We start from the raw sequence: 22196 nt of genomic DNA on the forward strand, positions 1-22196 counted from the left end.
CCAATTTTCTTGTTAGGGGAAACCTATCGACAAACGCAAAAAAAGACGAAAAGGAAAGTATCCCGAAGCTAGCCTTTTCGCCTCTATATAATAGAAAGGAGACTAAAATTGGAGAACGCCAATAACATTACCTACTGCTGTTTTTTTGCTGCTTGAGCAGCTCCGGCAAAGCGCTTCTTCACGCTGTCAAGATTTGATCGCCTGCTGGCAGCCTTCGTTACCAACTGTTGCTTTTTGGATTGAACGGCGGCTCTAAGATCTTTCAGCTTTGCCTGGTGAGCATTTGCATTTGGGAGCATAAATGGTATCCCTCCTTCCATACTATAGCGTATGGAAAGGATGCTACTTTGCTAGTATGTTTCTACTAGAATATCTAACCATTTTTGAAATGACCGCTTTGCAATCCTCGGATTCCCATTTAATTTTCCTTGTCTTCTCCCACCATATCACTTAACATTTTGGTCATTGATTTAAATTTTTCTTCGTCATTAAGCATATCCTTCATCGCTCCAAAAGCTTCCTTGGAAAGCTCCGGATCATTGAGGACCTTTTCCATCAATTTGCCGCTGTCCCCGCTAGAAGTAAAGTTCTTTAACAGTTCGCTAAAATCCTTATTTGCCATTTTACTCATCACTCCATTCAAAAAATTTTTCGGCAATCGCGTCCGGGCCAATTCTATCACTTGCTGAAATCCATTTTTTATTTGCGGTGTATTTAAGGTTTGCAGCAGGCCCTGCAGTTTATCCAGAGAGTCTGTATTTAACTGCCTCGTCTGCCATTCAGCGCGAAGACGGTCAAGAAAGTTCGTCGACTCGACTAAAACTGCCTGTTGCTGCTCGCTTTGTTGTCGATTAAGCATCCGGTGCTGTTCTTGAGGATCATTAACCTGCCGGAAACCTGCAGGGGTTTTTTCAAAAAAAAGCGTCCTTTTAGCCATTATTTCACCATCCTTTATTTATACTTTCTATACATAATTACGTAGGGAGGAAGGTTTCGTCCGTGTGAATGACTAATATTGCCCGCCTTTTTGAAAAATAGATAGCAGTCCGTTTCCCGGCAGGTTCAGACGACTATTTTTGCGTATTTCCGCGGTTTGTTGTCATGTCTGTCTATACCAAGCGTCGTAAATTTCATAGTTTGGTAATGTGAGGCCTCACCAAAAATCTTTTTAATAGAATAGAGGTGATATTGCATGGCTATCGTAGCTGCAATCCTATTGTTGTTCTTCTGGTTTGTAGTATTTACACCAATCATTCTATTAATTGCTGTTTTGGCTGCTCTAGGCATCTAAAATGACAATATAAGCCAGCTTCTCACTTCTCCTCCATCCAGGAAAATTGCTGAACGGTAGAGGGAAAAATAAAAGCAATGGCGCAGTCGCGCCATTGCTTTCGTTTTCTATTCTTCTTTCATCCATTCCGGTTTTCCGAAGCCTTGGAATTCTTCATCGATAATCTGTTCAAATTCATCCGATTCGACTACTTCTTTTATATCCTCGACATATTGTTTGTCGAGATCTTCCGTGTTGACTACAACTCGATTTCGATAGTCGTCAGGCATTTCTTCAAGCGCCAGTGCATCCAGCAAATCCATATCGGCTGCCAGAGCATAGTTCCCAGGTACGGCTGCTAAGTCTTCGCTCTCCACCGCTCTTGGAAGCTGACCGGCTTCGATTTCCTGGAAATTCAGGTTTTTAGGGTTTTCGACGATGTCATCTACAGAAGCACGTAATGGATCGACGTCTTCGCTGATCGTAATCAGTCCTTCATCCTGGAGCATGACCAGCGTTCTTGCCAAGTTTGTTGGATCGTTGGCGATGACAACGGTACTGCCGTCTTCAATAGCGTCTTTACTGTCATATGTGTTGGAGTAGAGTCCCATCGGTGCTGTCGGTACAATGATTACTTCTGATAAGTCCATGTTGTTTTCTTCTGCAAAAGATTCCATGTAGATTTTATGTTGGAACAAGTTGGCGTCCAAGTCGCCGTTCGCCAACGAATTATTCGGCTGAATATAGTCGGTGAATTCCTTATTTTCCACGGTATAGCCTTTTTCCTCAAGAAGTGGAGCGATGGCTTTATTGACCATATCGCTGTATGGTCCGGTTGTGGCACCAAAGGTTATCTCTTTTTTGCCACTGTCGCTTCCTTCGCCATTACTTCCGCTGTCACCTTCATCTGAGCCGCAGGCAGCCAACACCGTAAGTAGTAAAATCGTCAAAAAGGTTAATAATTTTTTCATTCTCGTTCCTCCTCATTCTTCGTTGATAAACTATTTATTATTTCTCAGCGTTTGTTGACCGCTTTAGCGATAAAATCACCGAGATACTGCACAAATTGAACTAATACAATCAATACGATGACAGTGGTGAACATCACCGTATCATCATAGCGGTAATAGCCATACCGGATAGCCAAGTCGCCGATACCGCCGCCTCCAACCGTGCCTGCCATTGCTGAGTAACCGATCAGGCTGATGGCCGTGATGGTCAATCCGCTGATAAGGCCGGGTTTCGCTTCTGGAAAGATGATGTCTTTGATAATCATCCACGGAGAAGCCCCGACGGCAACGGCAGCTTCGACAACACCTTTATCGATTTCCCTGGCAGCCGATTCGACAATACGGGCATAAAAGGGAATGGCGGCCACCGATAAGGAAACCGATGCAGCCAGTGGACCGATGGTTGTGTGGGTCAGCCATTTGGTAAAGGGAATCAGGAAAACGAGTAAAATAATAAATGGTATCGATCGAATTAAATTAACAATGATTCCGACAACCAGTTTTACAAATTTGTTTTCCAGAAATAGTCCTTTATCGGTGACATAAAGCAAAATCCCCATCGGCAAACCGATAACAATTGCCACCAGCAAGCTTATTCCTACCATCAGCATTGTTTCAAAAAAAGCGGTATTCAGCTCAGGCAAAATGTCGATTATCCGATCAAGCATGCTGAATCACCTCCAGCTGATTGACGCGCTCTTTTAAGTAAGCAATCGCTTTGTCTACTTCGGTTTGTTCACCGGTCATTTCCATAATGAAAATACCGAGCGGTGTTTCACCGATATATTCGACTTTTCCATGCAAGATATTCCCCCGAACCTGGAAAGACTGCAACATATCGGATACAACGGCTTCCCCGGCGATGTCACCGCGGAATTGGAGCCGCATCAAGGTTCCGGTGCAGTTTTCCAACAATTTGGCCGGCAGTTCAAAGCTAAGGACAGTTTGAATGAATGCTTTGGTGAGCGGTTCGGTCGGATTGGCGAAAATTTCATAGGTAGATCCTTCTTCGATGACGCGTCCATCCTGCATGACCGCACAGCGATTGCAGATTTCTTTGACAACTTCCATTTCGTGGGTAATGATGACAATCGTAATGCCAAACTCCTGATTGATTTTTTTCAGCAGCTTTAATATCGACTTCGTCGTACCCGGATCAAGAGCGGAAGTCGCCTCATCACAAAGCAGGACCTTCGGATTGTTTGCAAGGGCCCGGGCGATGCTCACCCGTTGTTTTTGACCACCGCTAAGTTGAGCGGGATAGTCGTTCGCTTTTTCACGTAAGCCGACTAATTCAAGCAATTCCAAAACGCGATTTTTCCGTTTGGATTTGGGGACCCCGGCAGCTTTTAAAGCAAAGGTGACATTCTCGAAGACCGTTTTAGATGAAACCAGGTAAAACCCCTGGAAAATCATCCCGATCGACTGTCTTGCTACCCGGAGTTCCCTGCTGGATAAGTTCAACAAATCCACTCCGTCGATCCATACTTTGCCGGTAGTCGGCCGCTCCAAAATATTCATACAGCGGAGCAATGTGCTTTTTCCGGCTCCGCTATACCCGACGATGCCGTAGATTTCCCCTTTATTGATGTCAAGGGAAACATCGTCAACGCCGTTCACCAAGCCGGCTTTTGTTTTAAATACCTTACTAACCTTTTCAATTGTAATCATCCTGTTCACCCCATACATCGTCCGAAAAATAAAAAAACTCTTTCATTCAGAAAGAGGGAAGAAAAACTATTCAATCCTTATCTTTCAGAATGAATCACCATTCTGCAGGAGGTAGCACCACTCCGCATGGAAGGTTGCTGTGACGTCGACAGGCCTGTTCCCTCGGTCACTCTGGATAAGATTTTTAGCTATGTAATTTGTAAGTAAGATAGATTCTATCATAATTGGCTGATAAATGTTTGTCAATGTAATTTAATTGGTAAAAATCAAAAAATTACAGAAGGTTTTCATGGAAACGCCGGGGTTTTAATGGTAAGATGCAAACAGCAATGATGGAAGGAGTGACCTTGTTGGATGGAAGAAAACGCAGCAACATAAACCCGGGTGATACAGTGGATATTGTCCTGAAAAAAGACCAGCGGTCCGGAAATTTGACCAGGGGGATTGTGCGGGATATCCTCACTAATTCAAGCGAACATCCGCATGGAATCAAAGTCCGTTTGGAAGATGGACAGGTTGGAAGGGTCAAGTCCGTCCATAAGGTTTGAAAATGGATGAAATAAAACAAAGGAGCGACCGTCATTTTTAAGAACAGACGGATCGCTCCTTTTTTATATGTTAGTTGGAATCTAGCCTTCTAAGTTTGAAGTTCTGTCTCTGTGGGGAATAATCCCTTCCTCGGCTGTCCTTAAGCTTGCCGGGGTGAGCGAGACATCCCGCGTTTTTCTTAATTTAGCAGTCCCAAGCTTTGCAGTCCTTTATAGATGCCGGAATCTTCTACAGTCGTTGTCCGATGCTTGGCATATTGGAAAAGATCAGGGTGAGCATTCCCCATGGCAAATCCTTCGCCGACTGCCTGCATTAACTGTTTGTCATTCATGCCATCTCCGAAAGCGATCGCGCTTTCTTTCGGGATTTGCAGTCTATCGAGTAACTTCGCCACAGCTTTTCCTTTATTGACACTGTCTCTTATGACATCGTAGCAATGGTCCAGTCCACTTACGTTTACTTGGGAAAAATCAATGTCATCCTCTACTTTGTAAAGCGTAGTATCTGTTTTCGAAAGCTTCATTAAGGTAACACCCAAAATCTCATCGATCACTTCTGGCCCGAATATGGCGTTTTTCTTTAATTCAAATACATCGATGAACTGCTTGACGACATCGGCTTCCATCGAAGTATAATAATTTTTTTCACTTGTATAAAGCACCATTTCATGTCCATGGCGGCTGGCCGTTTCAGTGAATTTTCGAACCGTATCAGCCTTCAGCGGTTCATCGACAATTACTTCATCCCGGTAGATGGCAAAAGCGCCGTTATAACCGATAAAGGAATGGATGTCGAGTTCCGTGGCGATATCAGCGATTTCATGGAGTGGACGGCCAGTTGCCAGGAAAACCTCCACACCTTTTTCTTTGACCTCCAGCACTGCTTGTCTGGTGGAGTCTTGGATTGTATGATCAGGACGCAGAATAGTGCCATCAATGTCTAAAAACAAAACCTTGTAATCGCTCATGTGATTCTCCTTTTGCTTGATTGATTATACGTTAACTAGAAAGAATCTTATCACATCTTTTGATTTTAATGAAAACTTTGCCCTTATTTTTGGGTAATACGTGATAAGGGCCGTTATGGTAAAATAGGCAAAAACGAAGCGTCTAAAATACGGGAGAGCAGACATGAAAAACTTACATAAGCAAGTAATCGATTTTCGAAACGGAGATTTTACAGAAAGTATAGGAAAGCTTGGAATTAAAGACGATTTTCTTATCATTGCTGGAATGGAGGTGTTTCCTCCTTTCAGAACACCATTTGGCGAACTTTTTCTGAAAGATGATTTTGAACTGGAAGGCCCGGGGATGAATGGTCGCCTGGTACCCGTGATACAGGAAAACCTGGGGAAGATTGTCAGTAACTTGAAAGCTGTCCGATTTTACATAGGACACGAGCAAGATATAATACAGACGCCGAGTAAGGAAGAAATACAACATAGGGTTGATGATGTCAATCAGCAGTACGACTGCCTGGACAGCGAACAAGTGCAGCGCTGGCTATATCAAAACAATTCAGATTATCGACGTAAAATAGCATCTGCCAGAGAATGTACTGAACAAACAATCCAAACCTTGTATATTTCCAATCTGGATTTTCCTGATGTAAAAGAAACGGCGGCTGATTATTTACAGCTGCCTGAGTTAAAGGAACACCTTCGGGAAACAGGGCCAGAGGAGGGCAAAACCTATGTGGGGTTGCTCCTCTGTGGCAATCATGTTCAATGGGGGGGAAAAAACGGAGACGAAACTGTGCTGAAAGATAAACTAGAGCATGAATACAGGAAGTGGTGGATGGAAAACAAAGCTGAAGACCACTTGTGTCGTAAAGTGATTGTTCCACTGGAAAGAGAGAAAGAAGGTTCCTACATCGCTGTCTACCATTACGTTTTTCCGGGATTTGGCGGGAAGTATCAGTCGGGTCGGTTGCGTTACAGCGTTTGTTCGAGCTTTTCGGAGGGCGTGCTCGCCAAAGACGATTTGCAAATGCAAAATAAGCTGCGGAACAGCAATCAAACCGAGTATTTCCTATTGTTCAACCGTAAATTGGAAGTCGTTTATACTGCTGGGCTTAATGAGCGATATTGCCAGAATTGCAACGAGTTTTATTACCCATTGCCACAGCATTTCCTCATGGAGGACCGCTTGAAAAAATACAGTCCGTTTATTCAGCAAAGGCATATTTCTGTAGAGGTCAGTCTTTTTAACAAAACCAAGTATTTGTTTGATGAGTACGATTGTTCTGCGTGCGGAGAGAAGCTGAGAAAGGTCTATCAAGTGTTCACCAAGCCTTCCAAACCAAGAAGGTACGAGACTGAAAGCCAGGAAGACTATGCGATCTACGATTACCTGTCAATGGAAGATAAAATGGAAGCAGAAGAGAGAAGCAGCCGGCATGAACTGGAATGGATCACCGAACAGGACCAAACCATTTTTGACAGAAGTCCTTACGAGGAAGACTGATAACGGTAAATTGCTGCTGGTTTAGCAATCTTTTTCCTTTTCTTATTTTGATAGTTTCCGTTATCCTTTTAAAATAAATAGCAGATAAAGAGGGAGCAGCAGATGAAACAAATTTACAGTAACATCATCCAATTCCGCGGCACCCATTATGAGTTCGGCCGCAAACAAGGAGAAGAACTGAAGGGTTCCTTAACCGTTCAGAATCGTGAAAAGCAATGGAAGGTAAGAAAACCGCGTTTTACAGTGGATAAGAAAGAGGCAGAACATGCAATTACCCAATTTTCCCCGGGTGTATGGCAGGAACTGCTAGGTTTACGGGATGCCTTGGGTTGGCCAATGGAACGGGTGTTGATGGAGTTTGGCGGCTATCGGGTTGAATACGAAAAATCGGGCTGCTCGATTGTGACAGGGGACAATTATTTTGTCCGGAATTATGATTATCATCCTAAAACATATGAAGGCCGATACGTTATGTTCCAGCCGACTGATGGAGGGTATGCGATTATGGGTCCTTCCCAGCGTATCACCGGGCGTCCCGATGGGATGAACGAAAAGGGACTGGTGCTAGGTTACAATTTTATGCACCGTAAAAAACCTGGGGATGGATTTATATGTGCCATGATAGGCAGACTCGTGCTCGAATCATGTGCAAATGTAGAGGAAGCGGACATAATGTTGAAGGAAATTCCGCATCGCCATTCGTTTAGTTATATCGTTTATGATGCCGTGGGAGAAACATTTGTCGTAGAGGCATCTCCGAGAGGTGTGGAAGTCCGTCGGTCCAATGTATGCACGAATCATTTTGAAATCATGAAGAAGGAAAACCGTAACTATTTGGTGGATTCGGAACGCAGAAAGGGAATCATTGAAGGAGAAAGACAAGCTTTTAAAAACGGATATGATGCTTTCCGGCTGATGAATGACTCGGATAAGGGGGTATTTTCCGATCAGTACCGCAACTGGGCGGGTACTATCCATACATCTGCCTATTTCCCCCAGGAGATGAAAGCATGGTTTGCATTGGGGGGAGATCAGGAGCCGACAGAAATAGACGTAAAAGAATGGCTGGATGGGGATGACTATCCCAATCGGCGAATCTTTGGAGAAGTAAATACAGACATTCCGTTCGTTCATATGGAAGAGGGAGCAAGCTGGATGAACGGGAAACGTTAAAAGAGGATGGACGGCAAAAGCCGTCCATATTTTATAAATGCTGAGTTCAAATATATTCTGTCATTTGGAAAAAAGATAATAAAGAGGGGTAAGGCGGTGCCGCGAAATGACCCTTCACTTTCCACTGGCGGCTGGTGTCCCTCCTACGGAAAGAATCGGAGTAAAGCTCTCAGACAGACAAGTGTTGGGAATTTGTAACATTATGCGTGATTTTTCCATTCTTTTGCCACAATAAATTGAGACAATGTCATAATAGACTTTCCAGAAGGATGGTTTTACATATGGGCAAATGTAAGGCAACGATTGGGGAAATGCAAGCGAAAATAGATAAAAAGCGCAAGGATCTTTATGAGTTAGCTCGGATAAAAGGTATTGCAAGTTCAGAAGTGTTAAGGTGCAGTGAGGAATTAGATCAATTGATATTTATCTTGCAACACATGAAATATGTGCGCTGCGAAAAAGAGTGCAGCAAGTGAAAGTAAATTTGGTAAACAATGTTATTGCAATTTCTGCTTAGCTGCTGTAGTATAAGAATACAAGCTACGTTGTTCGTAATGATAATAAGTTTTAACCTTTAAACTGTAATAGGGAGTTTTAAATTGAATGTGGAATGTCAAGCCTCCATGATAGAGGAAGACAGGAAGGATTCTGCGAACACCCACTTTGAGGAGTGGTGGTTTAAAACTTTATTACGTGAGGTTACGGCAAATGTGGCTCTAAACACGATATGTAACAGCCAGTCCTTCATTGGGGGCTGGCTTTTTGAATGGAAAAAATCCCCTGTCTTTGTGGACAGGGGATTTTTCACTTATAACTGTCATCGTTGATAGAAATTGCGAACTAGTTTGAAATGAGTCTCCCTAATCTCCTATATACGTTGAGTTGGAGTACGGCGCTGCGGAAATACCCTGCGCTTTCCGCGGGCGGCTGGTGAGCTTCCTCGAGCTAACGCTCTGCGGGATCTCACCGAGGCCTTTCCTCCCGCAGGAGTCTCCGGGTATTTCCACAGCTAGGGACAGCTTCCTGTTTATAAACTGTATTAGATACTTCTCTATTGAATCACTTTTAATGCATGTAGCTATAAAAACAAGCAGGAAAAGAAGAAAAGCACGCGTTTCCTGGGAACCGTTTTTAAGGAGTCTTGTTGTGTTTCAAGGGAAAAGGTTTCTATGCTCACGGTAATCAGCATGCTTCTTAGCGCAGGGAGCATACGCAGACTCCAGCGGGAAGAGCGCGAGCTGAAGATCCACTTGGTAAAGCGGTTTTCTTTACCAAGTTAGCTGAAGCCGTGCCCGCGGAAAGCGAAGTATGCTACCGAAGCGTTGCTTAACACGCTTTTTGAATAGGCAATGGCACTTCCAGTACAGTTACTGCGCAGTTTATACATAGTGTGAAAAACAACTTCTGATTAAGAAGAAGTGTACATTCCGCCATTGATATGGACGAATTGTCCGGTCATATAGGCACCTTCATCGGATGCAAGCAGGATATAGCTCCCTACATGATCTGCAGGCTGTCCAGGTCTCCCGAGTGGAGTACTGCTTCCGAATTCGCTGATTTGGTCCTCCGGTATTGTGGCAGGAATAAGCGGTGTCCAAATCGGTCCTGGCGCCACGCCGTTCACGCGAATACCTTGTGGTGCAAGCTCCTGTGCGATCGAGCGGGTGAAAGCCACGATGGCTCCTTTAGTGGAAGTATAATCGACCAGTTGTTTGTTGCCGACATAGGCATTGATCGAAGCAGTGTTAATAATCGCACTACCGGTGTTTAAATGTGGTATGGCCACCTGTGTGATATAGAACATAGAGAAAAAGTTGACATCGAATGTCCGTCGTAATTGCGCCGGAGTGATATCACGCACGTTTTGTTTCACTTCCTGCCTGGCTGCATTGTTAACAACAATATCCAGCTTCCCATGCTGGTTGACAACATCCTCGACTAACTGATTGCAAAAATTCTCGTCGCCAATGTCACCGGGATGCAGGGTGCATTTTACGCCTTCTTGCTCAATCCGTTGTTTAGTGGCTTCCGCATCTTTGTGTTCATCTAAGTAGGCAATCGCCACATGGGCACCTTCTTTTGCATAGCCGATCGCCACTGCTTTACCGATTCCGCTATCGCCTCCAGTAATCAATGCGACACGATCTTTTAATTTCCCGCTGCCGACATGGCTTTCCACTTCATAAATCGGCTTCGGATCCATTTCTGACTCCAATCCTGGCTGGCGGGATTGCTGTTGAGTAGGAATACCATCAGACAGGGGAGTTTGTTTGTTTAGTTCGTCCATATTTATTTCCTCCTTAGTGATTCCATTGAATTCTTTTTGGATATACCCCTTAGGGATACAGGAAAAACAAGCAAGCGTCTTTATTGCCTTTTCTTAACATTTGTCATTCTTGCCGGTTTATGAATAGACAGCCTCATTCTTGCCTTGGTCCAAGATGCAGCCAGGTTTTTGCTTTTCTAAAAATAAAAGGTTTTCTGCGATTAGCAAGTATGGTAGCCTTGACTTATCAGAAATTTCCAATAAAGCAGAATTGATATAAACGGTATTGTAGCAGAATCTCGAATAATTCCCAGCCGATAGGGAGAATGAAAATGGGGAAACAATTATGAAAAGGAAAATGGTATTTCTATTAACAGGGTTGACAATTTTTTTAGCAGTCTTCTTATTGATTTCCACTTCCGTCATGAACCACTTGCAAATCAATAATGCTGCGGATCAATGTGTGGAAATCGGGGGCAGTCCCAATGTGGAAAAGGATTTTTTTGCCTTTAACTGGTCCTTTTCCTGTGACATTGATTAAACATGGAAATGAGGTAGTGTGGTGGAGAAAAATACAAAAGATCATCCAGAAACAGCTGCGAAAAAATTTATCGATAAACGTTTTCCGGATTGCCAAGGAGCGTTATTAGCAGGAAGTGTTGTCAGAGGGGAGGCAACGGTCGCTTCCGACTTGGATATCGTTATTTTCGTTGACCATTATTCTGGTTCATACCGAGAATCTTTTGTGGAGTTCGATTGGCCGATCGAGGTGTTTGTACATAACTTGCAATCTTATAAGGAGTTTTTTCTCCAGGACATGGAGCGTGCCAGACCATCCTTGCCCCGTATGGTGTCAGAAGGGATCGTTTTGAAGGATAGCGGCGGCCTGATCGACTCGATAAAAAAGGAAGCTGCAGCGCTTCTAGCCGCCGGCCCAAAACGTTGGACTGCATCCGTTATCGAACAAAAACGGTATTTTCTAACAGATGCGCTCGATGATTTTATCGGCAGCAACCTGCGGGAGGAAGACCTAGTGATTGCCAATACGCTGGCTCAGCTAACGAGTGAATTTTACCTGCGCGTCAACGGTCAATGGGTGGGAGCTTCCAAATGGACCATCCGAGCTTTGCGGCATTACAATCCCGGATTTGCAGATCGCTTTGCCTTGGCTTTTGACTCCTTTTATCGAGATAGCCATAAAGAAAAGGTCATCCAACTGGTCGACAGTGTTATGGAGCCGTATGGGGGGCGCCTGTTCGCTGGTTTTTCTATTGGGAAAACTGCGGCAGAGCAAAAGTGAGAAAGAATGCGGGATGGAAAGTATTTATATACCTTCATTTTTTTTGTGACACGTCATGAATTTTCTCCATCCCGTAAAAAAGTGAAGGGGGAGGAGCGGATGAAAGCATTACTAGCAGCAGTATTTGAGCTTCTTCGCATTCTTATCATTTTCTTATTTTTGGCGGCGTTGATGTGGATTGCTCTGGGCAATATTTATACTTGGTCTCCCAGAGCGGAGAAGTTTCAGTGGCTTGGCGGGATTGCCGTCTACCTGGTTTTATTTGTCCTCTATCGAAACAAGTGGCAGTTTTCCGGGTGGTATCAGGGAGAAGGACGGAAAAGACTTAATAAAACAGTCACCATGGGTCTTTTGACCAGTGCACTTGTCCTTTTTGTTGCCCCGTTTGTATTGAGCTTAACGTTGTATTAATGAGAATCTTGCAAAATTCGCCAGGGTTCGTTGAGTCCTGTTGTGACAAAGGGAGGGCTTTTTATGGATTTAACCACCAGTGGCATTCTTATCCTTACCTTTTTTTCCTTATATTTACTGATTGCGACGACGGGTATGCTGGTTTCGTTTCTGTTCCATAAAAGAAACAGAATAGCAGGTTATATAACGGCCATATTCATACCACTCATCGGTTCATTCTTATTTGAAGCACATACCTATTTGCTTGCCCCTTTTCTCGTCGGAACACTATATTTATACAGCAACAGACCGGAAAAACGTCAATGGAAACGTCTAGTGGGGGAGCGATATTCCTGGCCGAGTTATCTTTCACTCCTTTGTGGCGTACTTGGATGGGTATCCTGTTTGTTATTCCTTATCGCTTGGAAGAGCTTGTACTTACACGGATGGTGGCTGTTTCCTGCCATCTCGATTCTGACCTCAGCGGTGCTTCTTTTTTCAAAAAAAGAAAAGAACCTGCTTGCGGCTTTATCCATTGTCCTTTCATCTTCTGCCCTTTTATGGCTGTCGCAGGTTTTAGCGGCTTCCCAAATGGGCCAGCCCACGTAGAATGGAGGCCGGTGAGGAGGTCTGTTGAGAGGCTAATGTGATTAGAATCATCTTAAAAGGAGATAAATACAGGGAGCTTTAAGTACAGTTGCTTCCCTTATTCGAAAGAGAGGCAGGGTTCTAAAATGAAACAATTTGGAAGGAAAGAAAGAGATAAGCAGTATCATTTTCGCCCAGGCGTGTATGGTTTACTGATAAATGAAGAAAACTCACTTGCCGTCATCGAAACTGAGGATGGGAAGTTCTTTTTGCCTGGTGGAGGCATTGAAGCGGGAGAAACGCATCAGGAATGTTTGAAGAGAGAGGCAATAGAAGAAATGGGAATGGAAATAGAAGTTGGACCGTTTATCGGTAGTGCCCGACAATACTTCTATTCTACCAATCAGTACAAGTACATGCTGAGTGAAGGTCATTTTTATCTCTGTTACCAGGCAAGATTGCTTGGAGAACCAAGTGAGCCGGGACACTATTTGCGCTGGTTCAGCCTAGCGAAAGCGACGGAACACTTATTTCATGAGTATCAGGTTTGGGCGGTCGGGAAAGTGAAGAACCGATTGACCAATGCTGGAGGTAGTTATGGAAAAAATGATTGATATAGGTTCCAAGCAGTTGGAAATACTCGATATAGGGGAAGGAAAACCGGTCGTCATCCAACCAGGAATGGCTTGCTCCATCTATGAATGGGAAAACATTGCCCGGCAGTTGGCAACCCATGCAAGAGTTATTCTGTTTAACCGTGCAGGGTGCGGGAAATCGACGCTTGGCTATGGGTTGAGAAATATAGAGGCAAACGTGGATGATTTATATAAAGTGTTAGAGCAATTACATATAAGCAATCCTCTTCTGGTCGGACATTCATACGGCGGTTTATGTATGCAGCATTTCGCCAAAGCCTATCCCGAGAGGATATGTGGTCTCGTTTTGGTCGACTCTTCTTCGGTTGATTACCAACTGCTTGATGAAGTCGAGATAGAAGATGATGAAAATTCGAACGATGCCTGGAGAAAGAAATGTGCGTATTACGCCCGTTTAACAAGCAGAGAATTAAGCAATGAACTGACTGCCTGGATAGAAGAGGTTCCGGAGGGCGTTCCTCCTGGGAAATGGAGAGATTTTTTATGCAATCCTGGTTTATTTAAGGCCATGTCAGAAGAAATTCAATCGATGCCAGATGATGTGGTCAAGATAAAGTCAATGGGTTCTTTTCCTGAAATTCCCTTGACAGTTATCGTACGTGATACTGATCTATCGGTTCGAGAGATGGTGGAAAAAGAGGGATTGAACGATTCAGATGCGCGAGATGTAGAGGATATTTGGCAAACAATCGTCTTCAATCAGACAAAGTTGACGACAAACGCTACTTTTGTACGAGCGAAAAATGCCAGTCACGACATTCATCTGGACAGACCTGACCTCCTTGTGGAAACCACCATGGCAATGTTGAAAGAAGAGGGGAAATGGAGATGAAAACAGAAGGCGATATTATCCAGCTGATTGAGGAAGATAGCTGGATGATGGACATTATCCATGCAGCTGCAACACTTCGTTTGCCAGATTGGTGGGTGTGCGCTGGATTTGTCCGGGCGAAAATTTGGGACACTTTGCATCAAGTTAATAAGCGGACACCTCTTTCCGACATCGATGTTATTTTCTTTGATTCAACACGATCTGAAGAAGAGTACGAGAAGCGATTGGAGCAACAGCTATCGTGCTGGCATCCCATGGTCGGTGAAAAATCAGGCGCGGATGCATCTAATCAATGGACTTCCCCCCTATACATCCTCAGTGGATGCAATGGCTAACTTCCCGGAAACTGCCACAGCTATCGGTGTGAAAATTAATGGGTATGGAGATATTGTCATGGCTGCTCCGCATGGAATAGAGGATGTAGTAAATCTGGAAGTGAAACCATCCCCAAGATTTTTGTCCGATAAAAGGCTTCTGAAGCTATTTGAACAACGAATGAAAAGCAAAGAGTGGAAACGGAATTGGCGTAACGTAACCATTTATAAGGGGGATGCTTGATGAGTGAAATTGATGCTGTTTTTATCGATCGGGATGGAACGCTTGGAGGTGATGACACCGTCCAGTACCCTGGTACATTTGAATTGTTCCCATATTCTTTTGAAGCTATAACACGCTTGAAGGAGGCTGGTATATATGTGTTTTCTTTTACAAATCAGCCGGGCATTTCAAGCGGAAGAGCTACTTTAGAAGAATTTAGAGAGGAGTTGAACCGTTTCGGTTTTACGGATGTATTCATCTGTCCTCATAAGCCAGAAGAAAATTGTCATTGTAGAAAACCACAGCCAGGGATGCTGCGTGCCGCAGCTGCAAAATACAAAGAATTGGATTTGGAAAAATGTGTGGTTATCGGTGATCGGTGGAGCGATATGGCTGCGGCAGATAAGGTGAATGCAACGAAAATCCTTGTAAAAACGGGTGCGGGGAAGACTACTCTGATAGATTCTTCGAAAATTGATTATGCAGCAAATAATCTAAAGGATGCGGTGGAGTGGCTATATCAATCTTTTGATTTAAAAAAACAATCAGTACTTAAAGTAGACGATGCCTAACAATCTTATCATTTCCCAAAACTCATTAGCTTTTTGTTTGAAAGGTTTCTGATGTCAGGGCTAGAAAGAAGGGGGAAAAGTGGCTGATCAAGAAAAAAACATTGTCATAGGAGCGGGAGAGTACCACAACAATCCAGGCTGGATACATACACAGGAAGAGGAACTGAATTTGCTAGAAGAAGAAGGGTGGCGAAAAAAATTTGCTCCCGGCTCGGTTTCTGCCATTTTGGCAGAGCACGTTTGGGAACATCTTAGCTTTGAGGAAGGAATAATAGCAGCTGAAATATGCTACCGATACTTGCGTCCTGGAGGCTATGTCCGGTGTGCTGTACCTGACGCCAATTTCCGGAATGAAGAATATCAAATAGGAGTACAAGTAGGCGGTCCCGGGTTTCCGGATCACCCGGCTGCCTCCCACAAAATTGTACATGACTATAAGAGTTTATCGAAAATGTTTCAAGCAGCTGGGTATGATGTGAAGTTGCTGGAATTTTGTGATGAGCTGGGGGATTTTCATTACAAGCAATGGGATGAAAAAGCCGGGTTCATCTATCGATCAAAACGGTTTGATCATCGCAACCAAAATGGACAGCTGGGATTCGTGTCTTTGATAGTGGATGCGATTAAGCGGTAACCCTGCGCTCCTTGAAAGCGGGAGACGGATCAGCCAGTACATAGAATGCGATATTGCCAAGAGAAATAATTTGTCGGTGGATTTTTCGCTTTAGGAAAAATTCGCCGTGTTAAGCTGTCTGCAGCAAAAATGCTGCAGGCGGTTTTTTTTCTTTTTTAGATGAAATAGTGAATTGTAAAGCCCGAACTCTATCCAATTAATCTAAATAAAATAGGGAGTAAACAAGCAGTTGTGATTAACAGACAGAACGTGTTGCTCCCGATTTTAAAATAATGGTAGTTTAGGCTTGATTTCCTCTCGGAATTATTTATAATTAAAGTTAAATAATAATTATTATAATGTGATAAGATTTATTAAGAATGAGAGGAAGTGTTGGAGATGAGCTCCGAAGTCGTTGATGCGGGAACTGCAAAGGAAAAAACAGCATGCACTCCCATCAGCAAATTAGTTGATGGAATGATATTGCACGGTGAACTTATAGCGGCTATCATCAGTGGCCTGCTCGTGTTGACGGCCTGGTCGATGGAGGATAAAATAACGGAGCCATTGTACATTTTTCTGCATCTTGCAGCGTTTTTGATCGGCGGATTTGCAAAAGCGAAGGAAGGCATAATCGAAACCATTCAGGACAGGAAACTGAATGTCGAAATGCTGATGGTATTTGCTGCAATAGGCTCAGCGGCAATAGGTTACTGGACAGAAGGAGCCATTTTGATTTTTATCTTTGCTTTAAGCGGGGCTCTGGAGACTTATACGATGAATAAAAGTCAAAAGGAGCTTTCCGGCTTAATGGATTTGCAGCCGCAAACAGCGGTGCGGCTTGTAAACGGAAAAGAAATGGCAGTAGCGGTTTCGGAATTGGCGGTGGGTGATCTTGTTTTCATTAAAGCAGGAGAAAGCGTACCTGCAGATGGACAGATAAGCAGAGGAAGCACTTCGTTGGATGAGTCAGCGATAACTGGTGAAGCATTTCCGGTGGAAAAACAGAAAGGTGACAACGTATTTGCCGGTACAATCAATCTGAATGGCGCCATTACTGTTGAAGTCAGCAAACCTGCTGATGAGACACTGTTCCAAAAAATCATCTATCTAGTCCAATCTGCTCAGAGTGAAAAGTCACCATCCCAGCTTTTTATCGAACGATTTGAAGGTTCTTATGTGAACGTAGTCTTGCTTGCTGTTCTATTGATGATGGTGATTCCCCCTTTTGTAATTGCTTGGAGCTGGCAGGAAACGATTTATCGTGCCATGGTGCTCCTGGTGGTAGCTTCACCGTGTGCATTGGTCGCTTCCATCATGCCGGCGATGCTATCATCGATTTCCAAAGGTGCCCGAAGCGGTATTCTGTTTAAAGGCGGAATCCATCTGGAAAAACTGTCCCGAATCAAGGTTGTAGCCTTCGATAAGACAGGTACGCTGACAGTAGGGCATCCTCACGTTACCGATGCTTATTTCCGTGATGACGATGTGAGTATTTTAGAAAATATCCGGGCGATAGAAGCGAACTCCAATCATCCCTTGGCTCAATCGATTGTACGATATGCAGAATCACAAAAATACTTCCCGAAGTCTTTACCTGAACAAGTAATCGAGGAACGCGGCCACGGGATTAAGGCAGTATTGGGAGAATCGAGTTGGAAAATAGGCAGTGCTGAATTTGTCGGAAGCGAAGAGGCAGCCGAATTTCAAGGAGGAATTGCCGGTCGGTTGGCTGCAGAGGGAAAGACGGTTGTTTTTGCTGCCGACGAGAGGGGGATCGCTGCAGTGATAGCCCTCAAAGACACGGTTAGACCGGAAACGGCTGCGGCATTAAAAACATTGCAAAAAAATGGCATTACGACCGTTATGCTGACCGGGGACAACGAAAAAACTGCTGCAGCAATAGCAGCGGAATGTGGAATCGATGATTTTAAGGCAGCGTGTCTGCCTGATGAGAAGTTAACTTATATCGACCGATTGAAAGATCAGTATGGAACGGTCGGCATGGTCGGTGACGGCATCAATGATGCACCCGCCCTGGCCACGGCTAATGTGGGAATAGCCATGGGGGCAGGTACCGATGTGGCACTGGAAACAGCAGATATCGTCTTGATGAAAAATGACTTAAGCAAGATCGCCGACGCTGTATCGCTTTCTCGGCGAATGAACAGGATCGTTAAACAAAATGTTTTCTTTTCTGTTGCTGTCATTCTGTTATTGATCATGACCAATTTTCTGCAGCTTCTCGATTTGCCATTAGGAGTAATCGGCCATGAAGGCAGTACGATTCTGGTTATTTTAAATGGGCTGCGGCTTTTGCGCTAGCTGGCAGTCTCCGATTGTCAGCTATGCCAGACTTCATCCGCAATGTTTATAATGTGCTTTAATTTCGCCCACTGTTCTTCTTCTGTCAGCAGGTTTCCTTCTTCTGTTGAGGCAAAACCGCATTGCGGGCTCAAGCATAGCTGATTTTTGTCTACATATTCCGCAGCTTGTTCGATGCGTTTCTTGATCAACTGTTTGTCCTCTAAATTACCGTGTTTGGAGGTGACCAGTCCTAAAACAATTTGCAAATCTGAACGATTGACAAAACGTAGTGGCTCGAATCCACCGGAACGATCGTCGTCATATTCAAGAAATAGACCGTCTACATCCAAACCGCCGAAAATCACTTCAGAAACAGCGTCATAACCACCAGAAGCGGCCCAGGTGGACTGATAGTTTCCCCGGCAAATGTGCATGGTAATGATCAGGTCATCTGGTTTATCGGCAATAGATTCGTTGATACATCGGGCAAAAAAGCGGCTGAGTTCGTCTGGGTCCTGTCCATTTTCACGTATCCGCGCACGTCCGTCTTCCGAGAAGAACAACGACCAGGATGTGTCATCGAGTTGTAAATAGCGACAGCCGGCATCATAAAAAGTTTGGATCGCTTTTTTGTACGCAGTGGTTAAGTCAGCGAAAAAGACTTCCTGGTCTTCATAAGGAGAGTATTCCAGTTTTCCGCGGAAATACAACATGTTGGGACTCGGTATCGTCATTTTGGCGGTATGGTCTCCGGCTATGTTATGTAAAAATTTATAATCTTCCACCATTGGATGCTCGCTGAAATTGACTTTTCCTGTGATTTTAATTCCGCGTGCTTTCGTTTTTGTACCATGGAATTGAATACCGCTTTCCGGTACGTAAGCTTCTACGCCATCAAGTTGCTCCAGAAAGTCGAAGTGCCACCAGGAACGGCGGAATTCTCCGTCTGTCACAGCCTGAAGACCCGCCTGTTTTTGTTTTTCCACTGCCCGGATAATCTCCTCGTCTTCCACGTTTCGAAGTTGTTCTGCTGTTATTTCTCCATTTTGCCGTTGCAAACGTGCCTGTTTAAGCCTTTCCGGACGCAGCAAGCTGCCGACATGATCTCCCTTAAACGGTGGGGTAGGAAGCACGTTTACAGGTTGGTCAAATTGATTTTTTTCCATAAGAATCTTCCTTTCAACTAGTGAGTTAATGTTGGTTCCTAATGATGGTGCTTTTGCATAAAGATAGTAACGTAGATTGGGATTGTGCTTGATTTCCTTCTGTTTGAACAAGGTTAACCAATCGCTCCAGCACAATAGTTATTTGTTTGTTGGAGGCGCCTGTTTCAAGAAACACTATGCATCCTTTTCCCATAGTTGGAAAACAGTACGCAGACTATCATCGCAGGTATTTCCACAGCATGATACTAGCACCCAACTTGTAAAGGAAAGCTGGAAATCACTTTTACCGGTTTTCCTCCACTTAAAAGTGCAAGCCAAAAAAACAAAAAAGAGTCTTCTAAGAAGAAGGCTCTTTTAATCCACGTTCTTCTTATCTGCTAGACACATATGTCTACTGGATTTAGCACCATGCCGAATTTGGCTGGTTGCTGAGGTGTCTTCGGGCCAGTCCCTCAACCTCTCTTGATAAGCGCTTTATTCAATTTGCATGATTAATTGTCATTAACCATACACTAAATGAAAAAGAAACACAACAGAATTTTTCAAATTTTCATTGCTGCAATAAAATGAATGCGCTTCCAATTTATTTCCGCTATAATGATAAAAAGATAGTTAAATAGATTTATAAGAGGGGATGGAATGAAAAAGAGAATAGGTTGGATTACCGGTGGCATTGTGGTTCTGCTAACAGTTGCGCTTCTGGGTGGAAGTAATTATTTTTATAACCAGGGAGTCAATCGGGGGGAACAAGTCGAACTTTATAGCGAAGAGCCACCGGTGTTGCCGAGTAGCGAGGCAGACCGTAAATTGTTGGCAGAAGCGCAGGACTGGTTTGCCGCTAAGAAACTCAAAGAATTGGAAATGACATCCTATGATGGATTGAACCTAAAGGCTCATTATTTGCAAAATCCGCAAGAGTCCGGGAAAGCAGTTATACTGGCACATGGCTATCGAGGTTATGGGCAGCAAATGGGTGACCTAGCCAAATTTTATTATGATCATGGATTTTCGATTCTTATGCCGGATGCACGTGGCCATGGGGAGAGCGAAGGGGATTATATCGGTTATGGCTGGCACGATCGCCTGGATTACCAAGGATGGATAAAACGGTTAATCGATGATTATCGAATGGATAGCATCTTTTTGCATGGTAATTCAATGGGAGCCGCATTAGTATTGATGACCAGCGGAGAAGATTTGCCTTCTCAAGTAAAAGGAATTATTGCGGATAGTGGATATACGGATGTAAGTGAGGAATTGTCTCATCAACTTCGGCATTTGTATCATCTGCCTGCTTTTCCCTTGATATCTATCACTAGTGGTATGACTAAACTTCGCGCTGGTTACTGGTTTGGCGAGGCTTCGGCCATTGAGCAGGTCAAAGACAACACCCGGCCGTTGTTTATTATACATGGCGACCGGGATGAACTCGTCCCCACCGAAATGGCGCATCGATTGTACGAGGCAGCCGATAGCGAAAAACAGTTGTGGATCGTACCGGGAGCTGGGCATACGGATGCTTACGCCGCTGCGACTGCCGAATTTCAAAAACGATTGGAAGCATTTATCGAGTCGGCTCTTGGTTTCTGAAACGGAAAGAATTTTCCTCTTTAACGAAAGGCATCTTTGTCAGGATTGTAAGCGTTTTTGGCAAAGAGGAGAGTTTAGTTATAATAAAAATATATTTGAAACGATACCGTCCAGGTTGTATAGTAAAGGGCATAAAATATGATAATCAAGAGGAGATTTTCATGGGCAGACATTCTAGAAAAGTAGAAATACTTACTGCTGCATCCAAAATCGTCAGCGAACGAGGGATATTTAATCTGACCTTGGAAGCTGTTGCGGAGGAAGCTGGTATCAGTAAGGGAGGATTATTGTACCATTTTCCTTCCAAAGAAGCCCTGGTAGAAGGAATGGTGGAACACTTGACCAATAACTATCGGGAAAAAATCGCCAACAATGCAGAAATGGATCCGGAAGAAAAAGGGCAGTGGGTGCGTGCCTATGTAAACGTCACTTTTAATCAAGTATATCAAAATAAAGACATGAATGCCGGATTGCTGGCAGCAAAGGCGGTCAATGAAAAACTGCTTGATCCCATTCGGGAACTGTATGCTGAATGGCAGCAGGAAATTGAAGAGGATGGGATTGATCCCGTAAAGGCAACCATTATCCGTCTTGCTTCAGATGGTATCTGGCTGGCGGAGTTATTTGATATTTACCATATCGAGCAGGAGAAAAAGGAAGAGGTTTACAAGACACTATTAGAGTGGGCCGACGAATAAGGTTGCTCCCTTTATTTAAAAAAACACTGTTAAAGGATTGTCAGGGTTATCTTATCCGGTTCAGGCTGTGAAATGTCGATACATCAGCGGCTCTTTAGCAAAACGCATGTTATTACATGATAGCTGAATCCTGCTCCAAAATATTGAACGAAAAAAGAATAGTACACCTGGAGGATGGGACAAAACCATCGTGACCAACACAAAACCCGAGCGAATTCGAACCATTCGAATTCGCTCGGGTTTTGTTTTTTATAAATTAATTTCAGAGATGTCTAGCTCCAGCGCCTACCCCCTCGAGGTCTTAAACCTATCTCACCTTCTACATATTTCACCAATCCCGAACAAATTTAAAAAAGTTTTATTACCCTCCCTCCTACCACTGCTGACAAGGGATTGAGCGGTCATCCTTCCATGGAAGAAAAGGAATGTAACCCCTTACATAATGATGAACGGTTTGAAACAAAACCGTCTGGATGGTATAGTTTAAAACGTGTTTTCAAACCGTCCGGACAGTACAGTAAAATGTAAAATCTACTTACGAAA

The 22196-nt window shown here is 43.8% G+C and carries 23 protein-coding genes, 1 other RNA gene, 1 pseudogene and 2 riboswitches; of the genes and pseudogenes, 17 read left to right on the forward strand and 8 right to left on the reverse strand.

The annotated features are described in order from the left end of the window. Positions 1-131 precede the first annotated feature (131 nt). The 5 genes from ERJ70_RS06410 to ERJ70_RS06430 all read right to left on the reverse strand — a co-directional run bounded on the left by ERJ70_RS06410 (position 132) and on the right by ERJ70_RS06430 (position 3951). Positions 132-299 (reverse strand): hypothetical protein, encoded by a 168-nt coding sequence (locus tag ERJ70_RS06410; protein WP_209368005.1) that lies wholly within the window; start codon positions 297-299, stop codon positions 132-134. Between the two features lie 119 nt (positions 300-418). Next, on the reverse strand, positions 419-937 hold the full coding sequence (locus ERJ70_RS06415; RefSeq protein WP_209368007.1) for a hypothetical protein: 519 nt from the start codon (positions 935-937) through the stop codon (positions 419-421). Positions 938-1398: 461 nt separating this feature from the next. Beyond that, entirely contained in the window at positions 1399-2241 is an 843-nt protein-coding gene (locus tag ERJ70_RS06420) for a MetQ/NlpA family ABC transporter substrate-binding protein (protein WP_209368009.1), read from the reverse strand. A gap of 44 nt (positions 2242-2285) precedes the next feature. Further along, on the reverse strand, positions 2286-2948 hold the full coding sequence (locus ERJ70_RS06425) for a methionine ABC transporter permease (protein WP_209368011.1): 663 nt from the start codon (positions 2946-2948) through the stop codon (positions 2286-2288). Next, positions 2941-3951, reverse strand: coding sequence for a methionine ABC transporter ATP-binding protein (locus ERJ70_RS06430; protein WP_209368013.1), 1011 nt, complete (start codon positions 3949-3951; stop codon positions 2941-2943). Before ERJ70_RS06430 ends, ERJ70_RS06425 begins: the two co-directional genes overlap by 8 nt. A gap of 74 nt (positions 3952-4025) precedes the next feature. Further along, positions 4026-4133, reverse strand: a riboswitch (SAM riboswitch). A 168-nt stretch (positions 4134-4301) separates the two neighbouring features. On the opposite strand from ERJ70_RS06430, the gene ERJ70_RS06435 reads away from it, so the two are divergent. Beyond that, on the forward strand, positions 4302-4499 hold the full coding sequence (locus ERJ70_RS06435; protein WP_209368015.1) for a YwbE family protein: 198 nt from the start codon (positions 4302-4304) through the stop codon (positions 4497-4499). Between the two features lie 179 nt (positions 4500-4678). Here ERJ70_RS06435 and ERJ70_RS06440 read toward each other — a convergent pair whose 3' ends face one another. Beyond that, positions 4679-5467 (reverse strand): HAD family hydrolase, encoded by a 789-nt coding sequence (locus ERJ70_RS06440; RefSeq protein WP_209368017.1) that lies wholly within the window; start codon positions 5465-5467, stop codon positions 4679-4681. 163 nt (positions 5468-5630) lie between these two features. On the opposite strand from ERJ70_RS06440, the gene ERJ70_RS06445 reads away from it, so the two are divergent. From ERJ70_RS06445 to ssrS, 4 genes are all read left to right on the forward strand, one after another. After that, positions 5631-6965, forward strand: a complete 1335-nt coding sequence (locus tag ERJ70_RS06445) for a hypothetical protein (protein ID WP_209368019.1) — start codon at positions 5631-5633, stop codon at positions 6963-6965. 102 nt (positions 6966-7067) lie between these two features. Further along, positions 7068-8138, forward strand: a complete 1071-nt coding sequence (locus ERJ70_RS06450; RefSeq protein ID WP_209368021.1) for a C45 family autoproteolytic acyltransferase/hydrolase — start codon at positions 7068-7070, stop codon at positions 8136-8138. A gap of 281 nt (positions 8139-8419) precedes the next feature. After that, the gene (locus ERJ70_RS06455; RefSeq protein WP_209368022.1) at positions 8420-8614 is read left to right on the forward strand and encodes an aspartyl-phosphate phosphatase Spo0E family protein; all 195 of its coding nucleotides are present in this window, start codon (positions 8420-8422) and stop codon (positions 8612-8614) included. A gap of 58 nt (positions 8615-8672) precedes the next feature. Beyond that, positions 8673-8859, forward strand: a non-coding RNA gene (ssrS, locus tag ERJ70_RS06460) — 6S RNA. A gap of 687 nt (positions 8860-9546) precedes the next feature. On the opposite strand, the gene ERJ70_RS06465 is transcribed toward ssrS, so the two are convergent. Then, complete coding sequence (locus tag ERJ70_RS06465) at positions 9547-10425, reverse strand: SDR family oxidoreductase (protein ID WP_209368024.1); 879 nt, start codon at positions 10423-10425, stop codon at positions 9547-9549. Positions 10426-10750: 325 nt separating this feature from the next. On the opposite strand from ERJ70_RS06465, the gene ERJ70_RS06470 reads away from it, so the two are divergent. The 10 genes and pseudogenes from ERJ70_RS06470 to ERJ70_RS06515 all read left to right on the forward strand — a co-directional run bounded on the left by ERJ70_RS06470 (position 10751) and on the right by ERJ70_RS06515 (position 18217). Continuing rightward, entirely contained in the window at positions 10751-10945 is a 195-nt protein-coding gene (locus tag ERJ70_RS06470; protein WP_209368026.1) for a hypothetical protein, read from the forward strand. Between the two features lie 21 nt (positions 10946-10966). After that, positions 10967-11704: a nucleotidyltransferase domain-containing protein gene (locus tag ERJ70_RS06475; protein ID WP_209368028.1), complete on the forward strand. Its 738-nt coding sequence runs from the start codon at positions 10967-10969 to the stop codon at positions 11702-11704. Positions 11705-11803: 99 nt separating this feature from the next. Continuing rightward, positions 11804-12115 carry a hypothetical protein gene (locus ERJ70_RS06480; RefSeq protein ID WP_209368029.1) on the forward strand — a complete coding sequence of 104 codons (312 nt, stop codon included), beginning with the start codon at positions 11804-11806 and terminating at the stop codon, positions 12113-12115. 63 nt (positions 12116-12178) lie between these two features. Further along, complete coding sequence (locus ERJ70_RS06485; RefSeq protein ID WP_209368031.1) at positions 12179-12703, forward strand: hypothetical protein; 525 nt, start codon at positions 12179-12181, stop codon at positions 12701-12703. A 125-nt stretch (positions 12704-12828) separates the two neighbouring features. Then, complete coding sequence (locus ERJ70_RS06490; protein WP_209368033.1) at positions 12829-13296, forward strand: NUDIX hydrolase; 468 nt, start codon at positions 12829-12831, stop codon at positions 13294-13296. Then, positions 13280-14170 carry an alpha/beta fold hydrolase gene (locus tag ERJ70_RS06495; RefSeq protein WP_209368035.1) on the forward strand — a complete coding sequence of 297 codons (891 nt, stop codon included), beginning with the start codon at positions 13280-13282 and terminating at the stop codon, positions 14168-14170. Before ERJ70_RS06490 ends, ERJ70_RS06495 begins: the two co-directional genes overlap by 17 nt. After that, positions 14161-14728, forward strand: a pseudogene (locus ERJ70_RS06500) (nucleotidyltransferase family protein). The gene ERJ70_RS06495 and the pseudogene ERJ70_RS06500 overlap by 10 nt, the downstream one beginning before the upstream one ends. Next, positions 14728-15279: an HAD-IIIA family hydrolase gene (locus ERJ70_RS06505; RefSeq protein WP_209368036.1), complete on the forward strand. Its 552-nt coding sequence runs from the start codon at positions 14728-14730 to the stop codon at positions 15277-15279. The pseudogene ERJ70_RS06500 and the gene ERJ70_RS06505 overlap by 1 nt, the downstream one beginning before the upstream one ends. 79 nt (positions 15280-15358) lie before the next feature. After that, positions 15359-15913 carry a class I SAM-dependent methyltransferase gene (locus tag ERJ70_RS06510; protein WP_209368037.1) on the forward strand — a complete coding sequence of 185 codons (555 nt, stop codon included), beginning with the start codon at positions 15359-15361 and terminating at the stop codon, positions 15911-15913. 378 nt (positions 15914-16291) lie between these two features. After that, positions 16292-18217: a heavy metal translocating P-type ATPase gene (locus ERJ70_RS06515; RefSeq protein ID WP_209368038.1), complete on the forward strand. Its 1926-nt coding sequence runs from the start codon at positions 16292-16294 to the stop codon at positions 18215-18217. 17 nt (positions 18218-18234) lie between these two features. Here the strand turns inward: ERJ70_RS06515 and ERJ70_RS06520 are convergent, their stop codons facing one another. After that, on the reverse strand, positions 18235-19365 hold the full coding sequence (locus tag ERJ70_RS06520; RefSeq protein WP_209368039.1) for a 5-methyltetrahydropteroyltriglutamate--homocysteine S-methyltransferase: 1131 nt from the start codon (positions 19363-19365) through the stop codon (positions 18235-18237). Positions 19366-19732: 367 nt separating this feature from the next. After that, positions 19733-19837: riboswitch (SAM riboswitch) on the reverse strand. 167 nt (positions 19838-20004) lie between these two features. Between ERJ70_RS06520 and ERJ70_RS06525 the strand changes: the two genes are divergently transcribed. Further along, entirely contained in the window at positions 20005-20955 is a 951-nt protein-coding gene (locus tag ERJ70_RS06525; RefSeq protein ID WP_209368040.1) for an alpha/beta hydrolase, read from the forward strand. Between the two features lie 161 nt (positions 20956-21116). Next, positions 21117-21653, forward strand: coding sequence for a TetR/AcrR family transcriptional regulator (locus ERJ70_RS06530; protein WP_209368041.1), 537 nt, complete (start codon positions 21117-21119; stop codon positions 21651-21653). Positions 21654-22196: the final 543 nt, after the last annotated feature.

It is taken from the genome of Sediminibacillus dalangtanensis (genome assembly GCF_017792025.1).
GTDB lineage: Bacteria > Bacillota > Bacilli > Bacillales > Amphibacillaceae > Sediminibacillus > Sediminibacillus dalangtanensis.

Excerpts from the sequence above, each read along its gene's own strand:
- ERJ70_RS06455 (WP_209368022.1), top strand. The coding sequence starts at position 8,420 with ATGGGCAAATGTAAGGCAACGATTGGGGAAATGCAAGCGAAAATAGAT.
- ERJ70_RS06520 (WP_209368039.1), bottom strand. The coding sequence starts at position 19,365 with ATGGAAAAAAATCAATTTGACCAACCTGTAAACGTGCTTCCTACCCCA.
- ERJ70_RS06465 (WP_209368024.1), bottom strand. The coding sequence starts at position 10,425 with ATGGACGAACTAAACAAACAAACTCCCCTGTCTGATGGTATTCCTACT.
- ERJ70_RS06410 (WP_209368005.1), bottom strand. The coding sequence starts at position 299 with ATGCTCCCAAATGCAAATGCTCACCAGGCAAAGCTGAAAGATCTTAGA.
- ERJ70_RS06440 (WP_209368017.1), bottom strand. The coding sequence starts at position 5,467 with ATGAGCGATTACAAGGTTTTGTTTTTAGACATTGATGGCACTATTCTG.
- ERJ70_RS06515 (WP_209368038.1), top strand. The coding sequence starts at position 16,292 with ATGAGCTCCGAAGTCGTTGATGCGGGAACTGCAAAGGAAAAAACAGCA.
- ERJ70_RS06425 (WP_209368011.1), bottom strand. The coding sequence starts at position 2,948 with ATGCTTGATCGGATAATCGACATTTTGCCTGAGCTGAATACCGCTTTT.
- ERJ70_RS06485 (WP_209368031.1), top strand. The coding sequence starts at position 12,179 with ATGGATTTAACCACCAGTGGCATTCTTATCCTTACCTTTTTTTCCTTA.
- ERJ70_RS06470 (WP_209368026.1), top strand. The coding sequence starts at position 10,751 with ATGAAAAGGAAAATGGTATTTCTATTAACAGGGTTGACAATTTTTTTA.
- ERJ70_RS06505 (WP_209368036.1), top strand. The coding sequence starts at position 14,728 with ATGAGTGAAATTGATGCTGTTTTTATCGATCGGGATGGAACGCTTGGA.
- ERJ70_RS06430 (WP_209368013.1), bottom strand. The coding sequence starts at position 3,951 with ATGATTACAATTGAAAAGGTTAGTAAGGTATTTAAAACAAAAGCCGGC.
- ERJ70_RS06415 (WP_209368007.1), bottom strand. The coding sequence starts at position 937 with ATGGCTAAAAGGACGCTTTTTTTTGAAAAAACCCCTGCAGGTTTCCGG.
- ERJ70_RS06495 (WP_209368035.1), top strand. The coding sequence starts at position 13,280 with ATGGAAAAAATGATTGATATAGGTTCCAAGCAGTTGGAAATACTCGAT.
- ERJ70_RS06480 (WP_209368029.1), top strand. The coding sequence starts at position 11,804 with ATGAAAGCATTACTAGCAGCAGTATTTGAGCTTCTTCGCATTCTTATC.
- ERJ70_RS06490 (WP_209368033.1), top strand. The coding sequence starts at position 12,829 with ATGAAACAATTTGGAAGGAAAGAAAGAGATAAGCAGTATCATTTTCGC.
- ERJ70_RS06445 (WP_209368019.1), top strand. The coding sequence starts at position 5,631 with ATGAAAAACTTACATAAGCAAGTAATCGATTTTCGAAACGGAGATTTT.
- ERJ70_RS06420 (WP_209368009.1), bottom strand. The coding sequence starts at position 2,241 with ATGAAAAAATTATTAACCTTTTTGACGATTTTACTACTTACGGTGTTG.
- ERJ70_RS06525 (WP_209368040.1), top strand. The coding sequence starts at position 20,005 with ATGAAAAAGAGAATAGGTTGGATTACCGGTGGCATTGTGGTTCTGCTA.
- ERJ70_RS06530 (WP_209368041.1), top strand. The coding sequence starts at position 21,117 with ATGGGCAGACATTCTAGAAAAGTAGAAATACTTACTGCTGCATCCAAA.
- ERJ70_RS06450 (WP_209368021.1), top strand. The coding sequence starts at position 7,068 with ATGAAACAAATTTACAGTAACATCATCCAATTCCGCGGCACCCATTAT.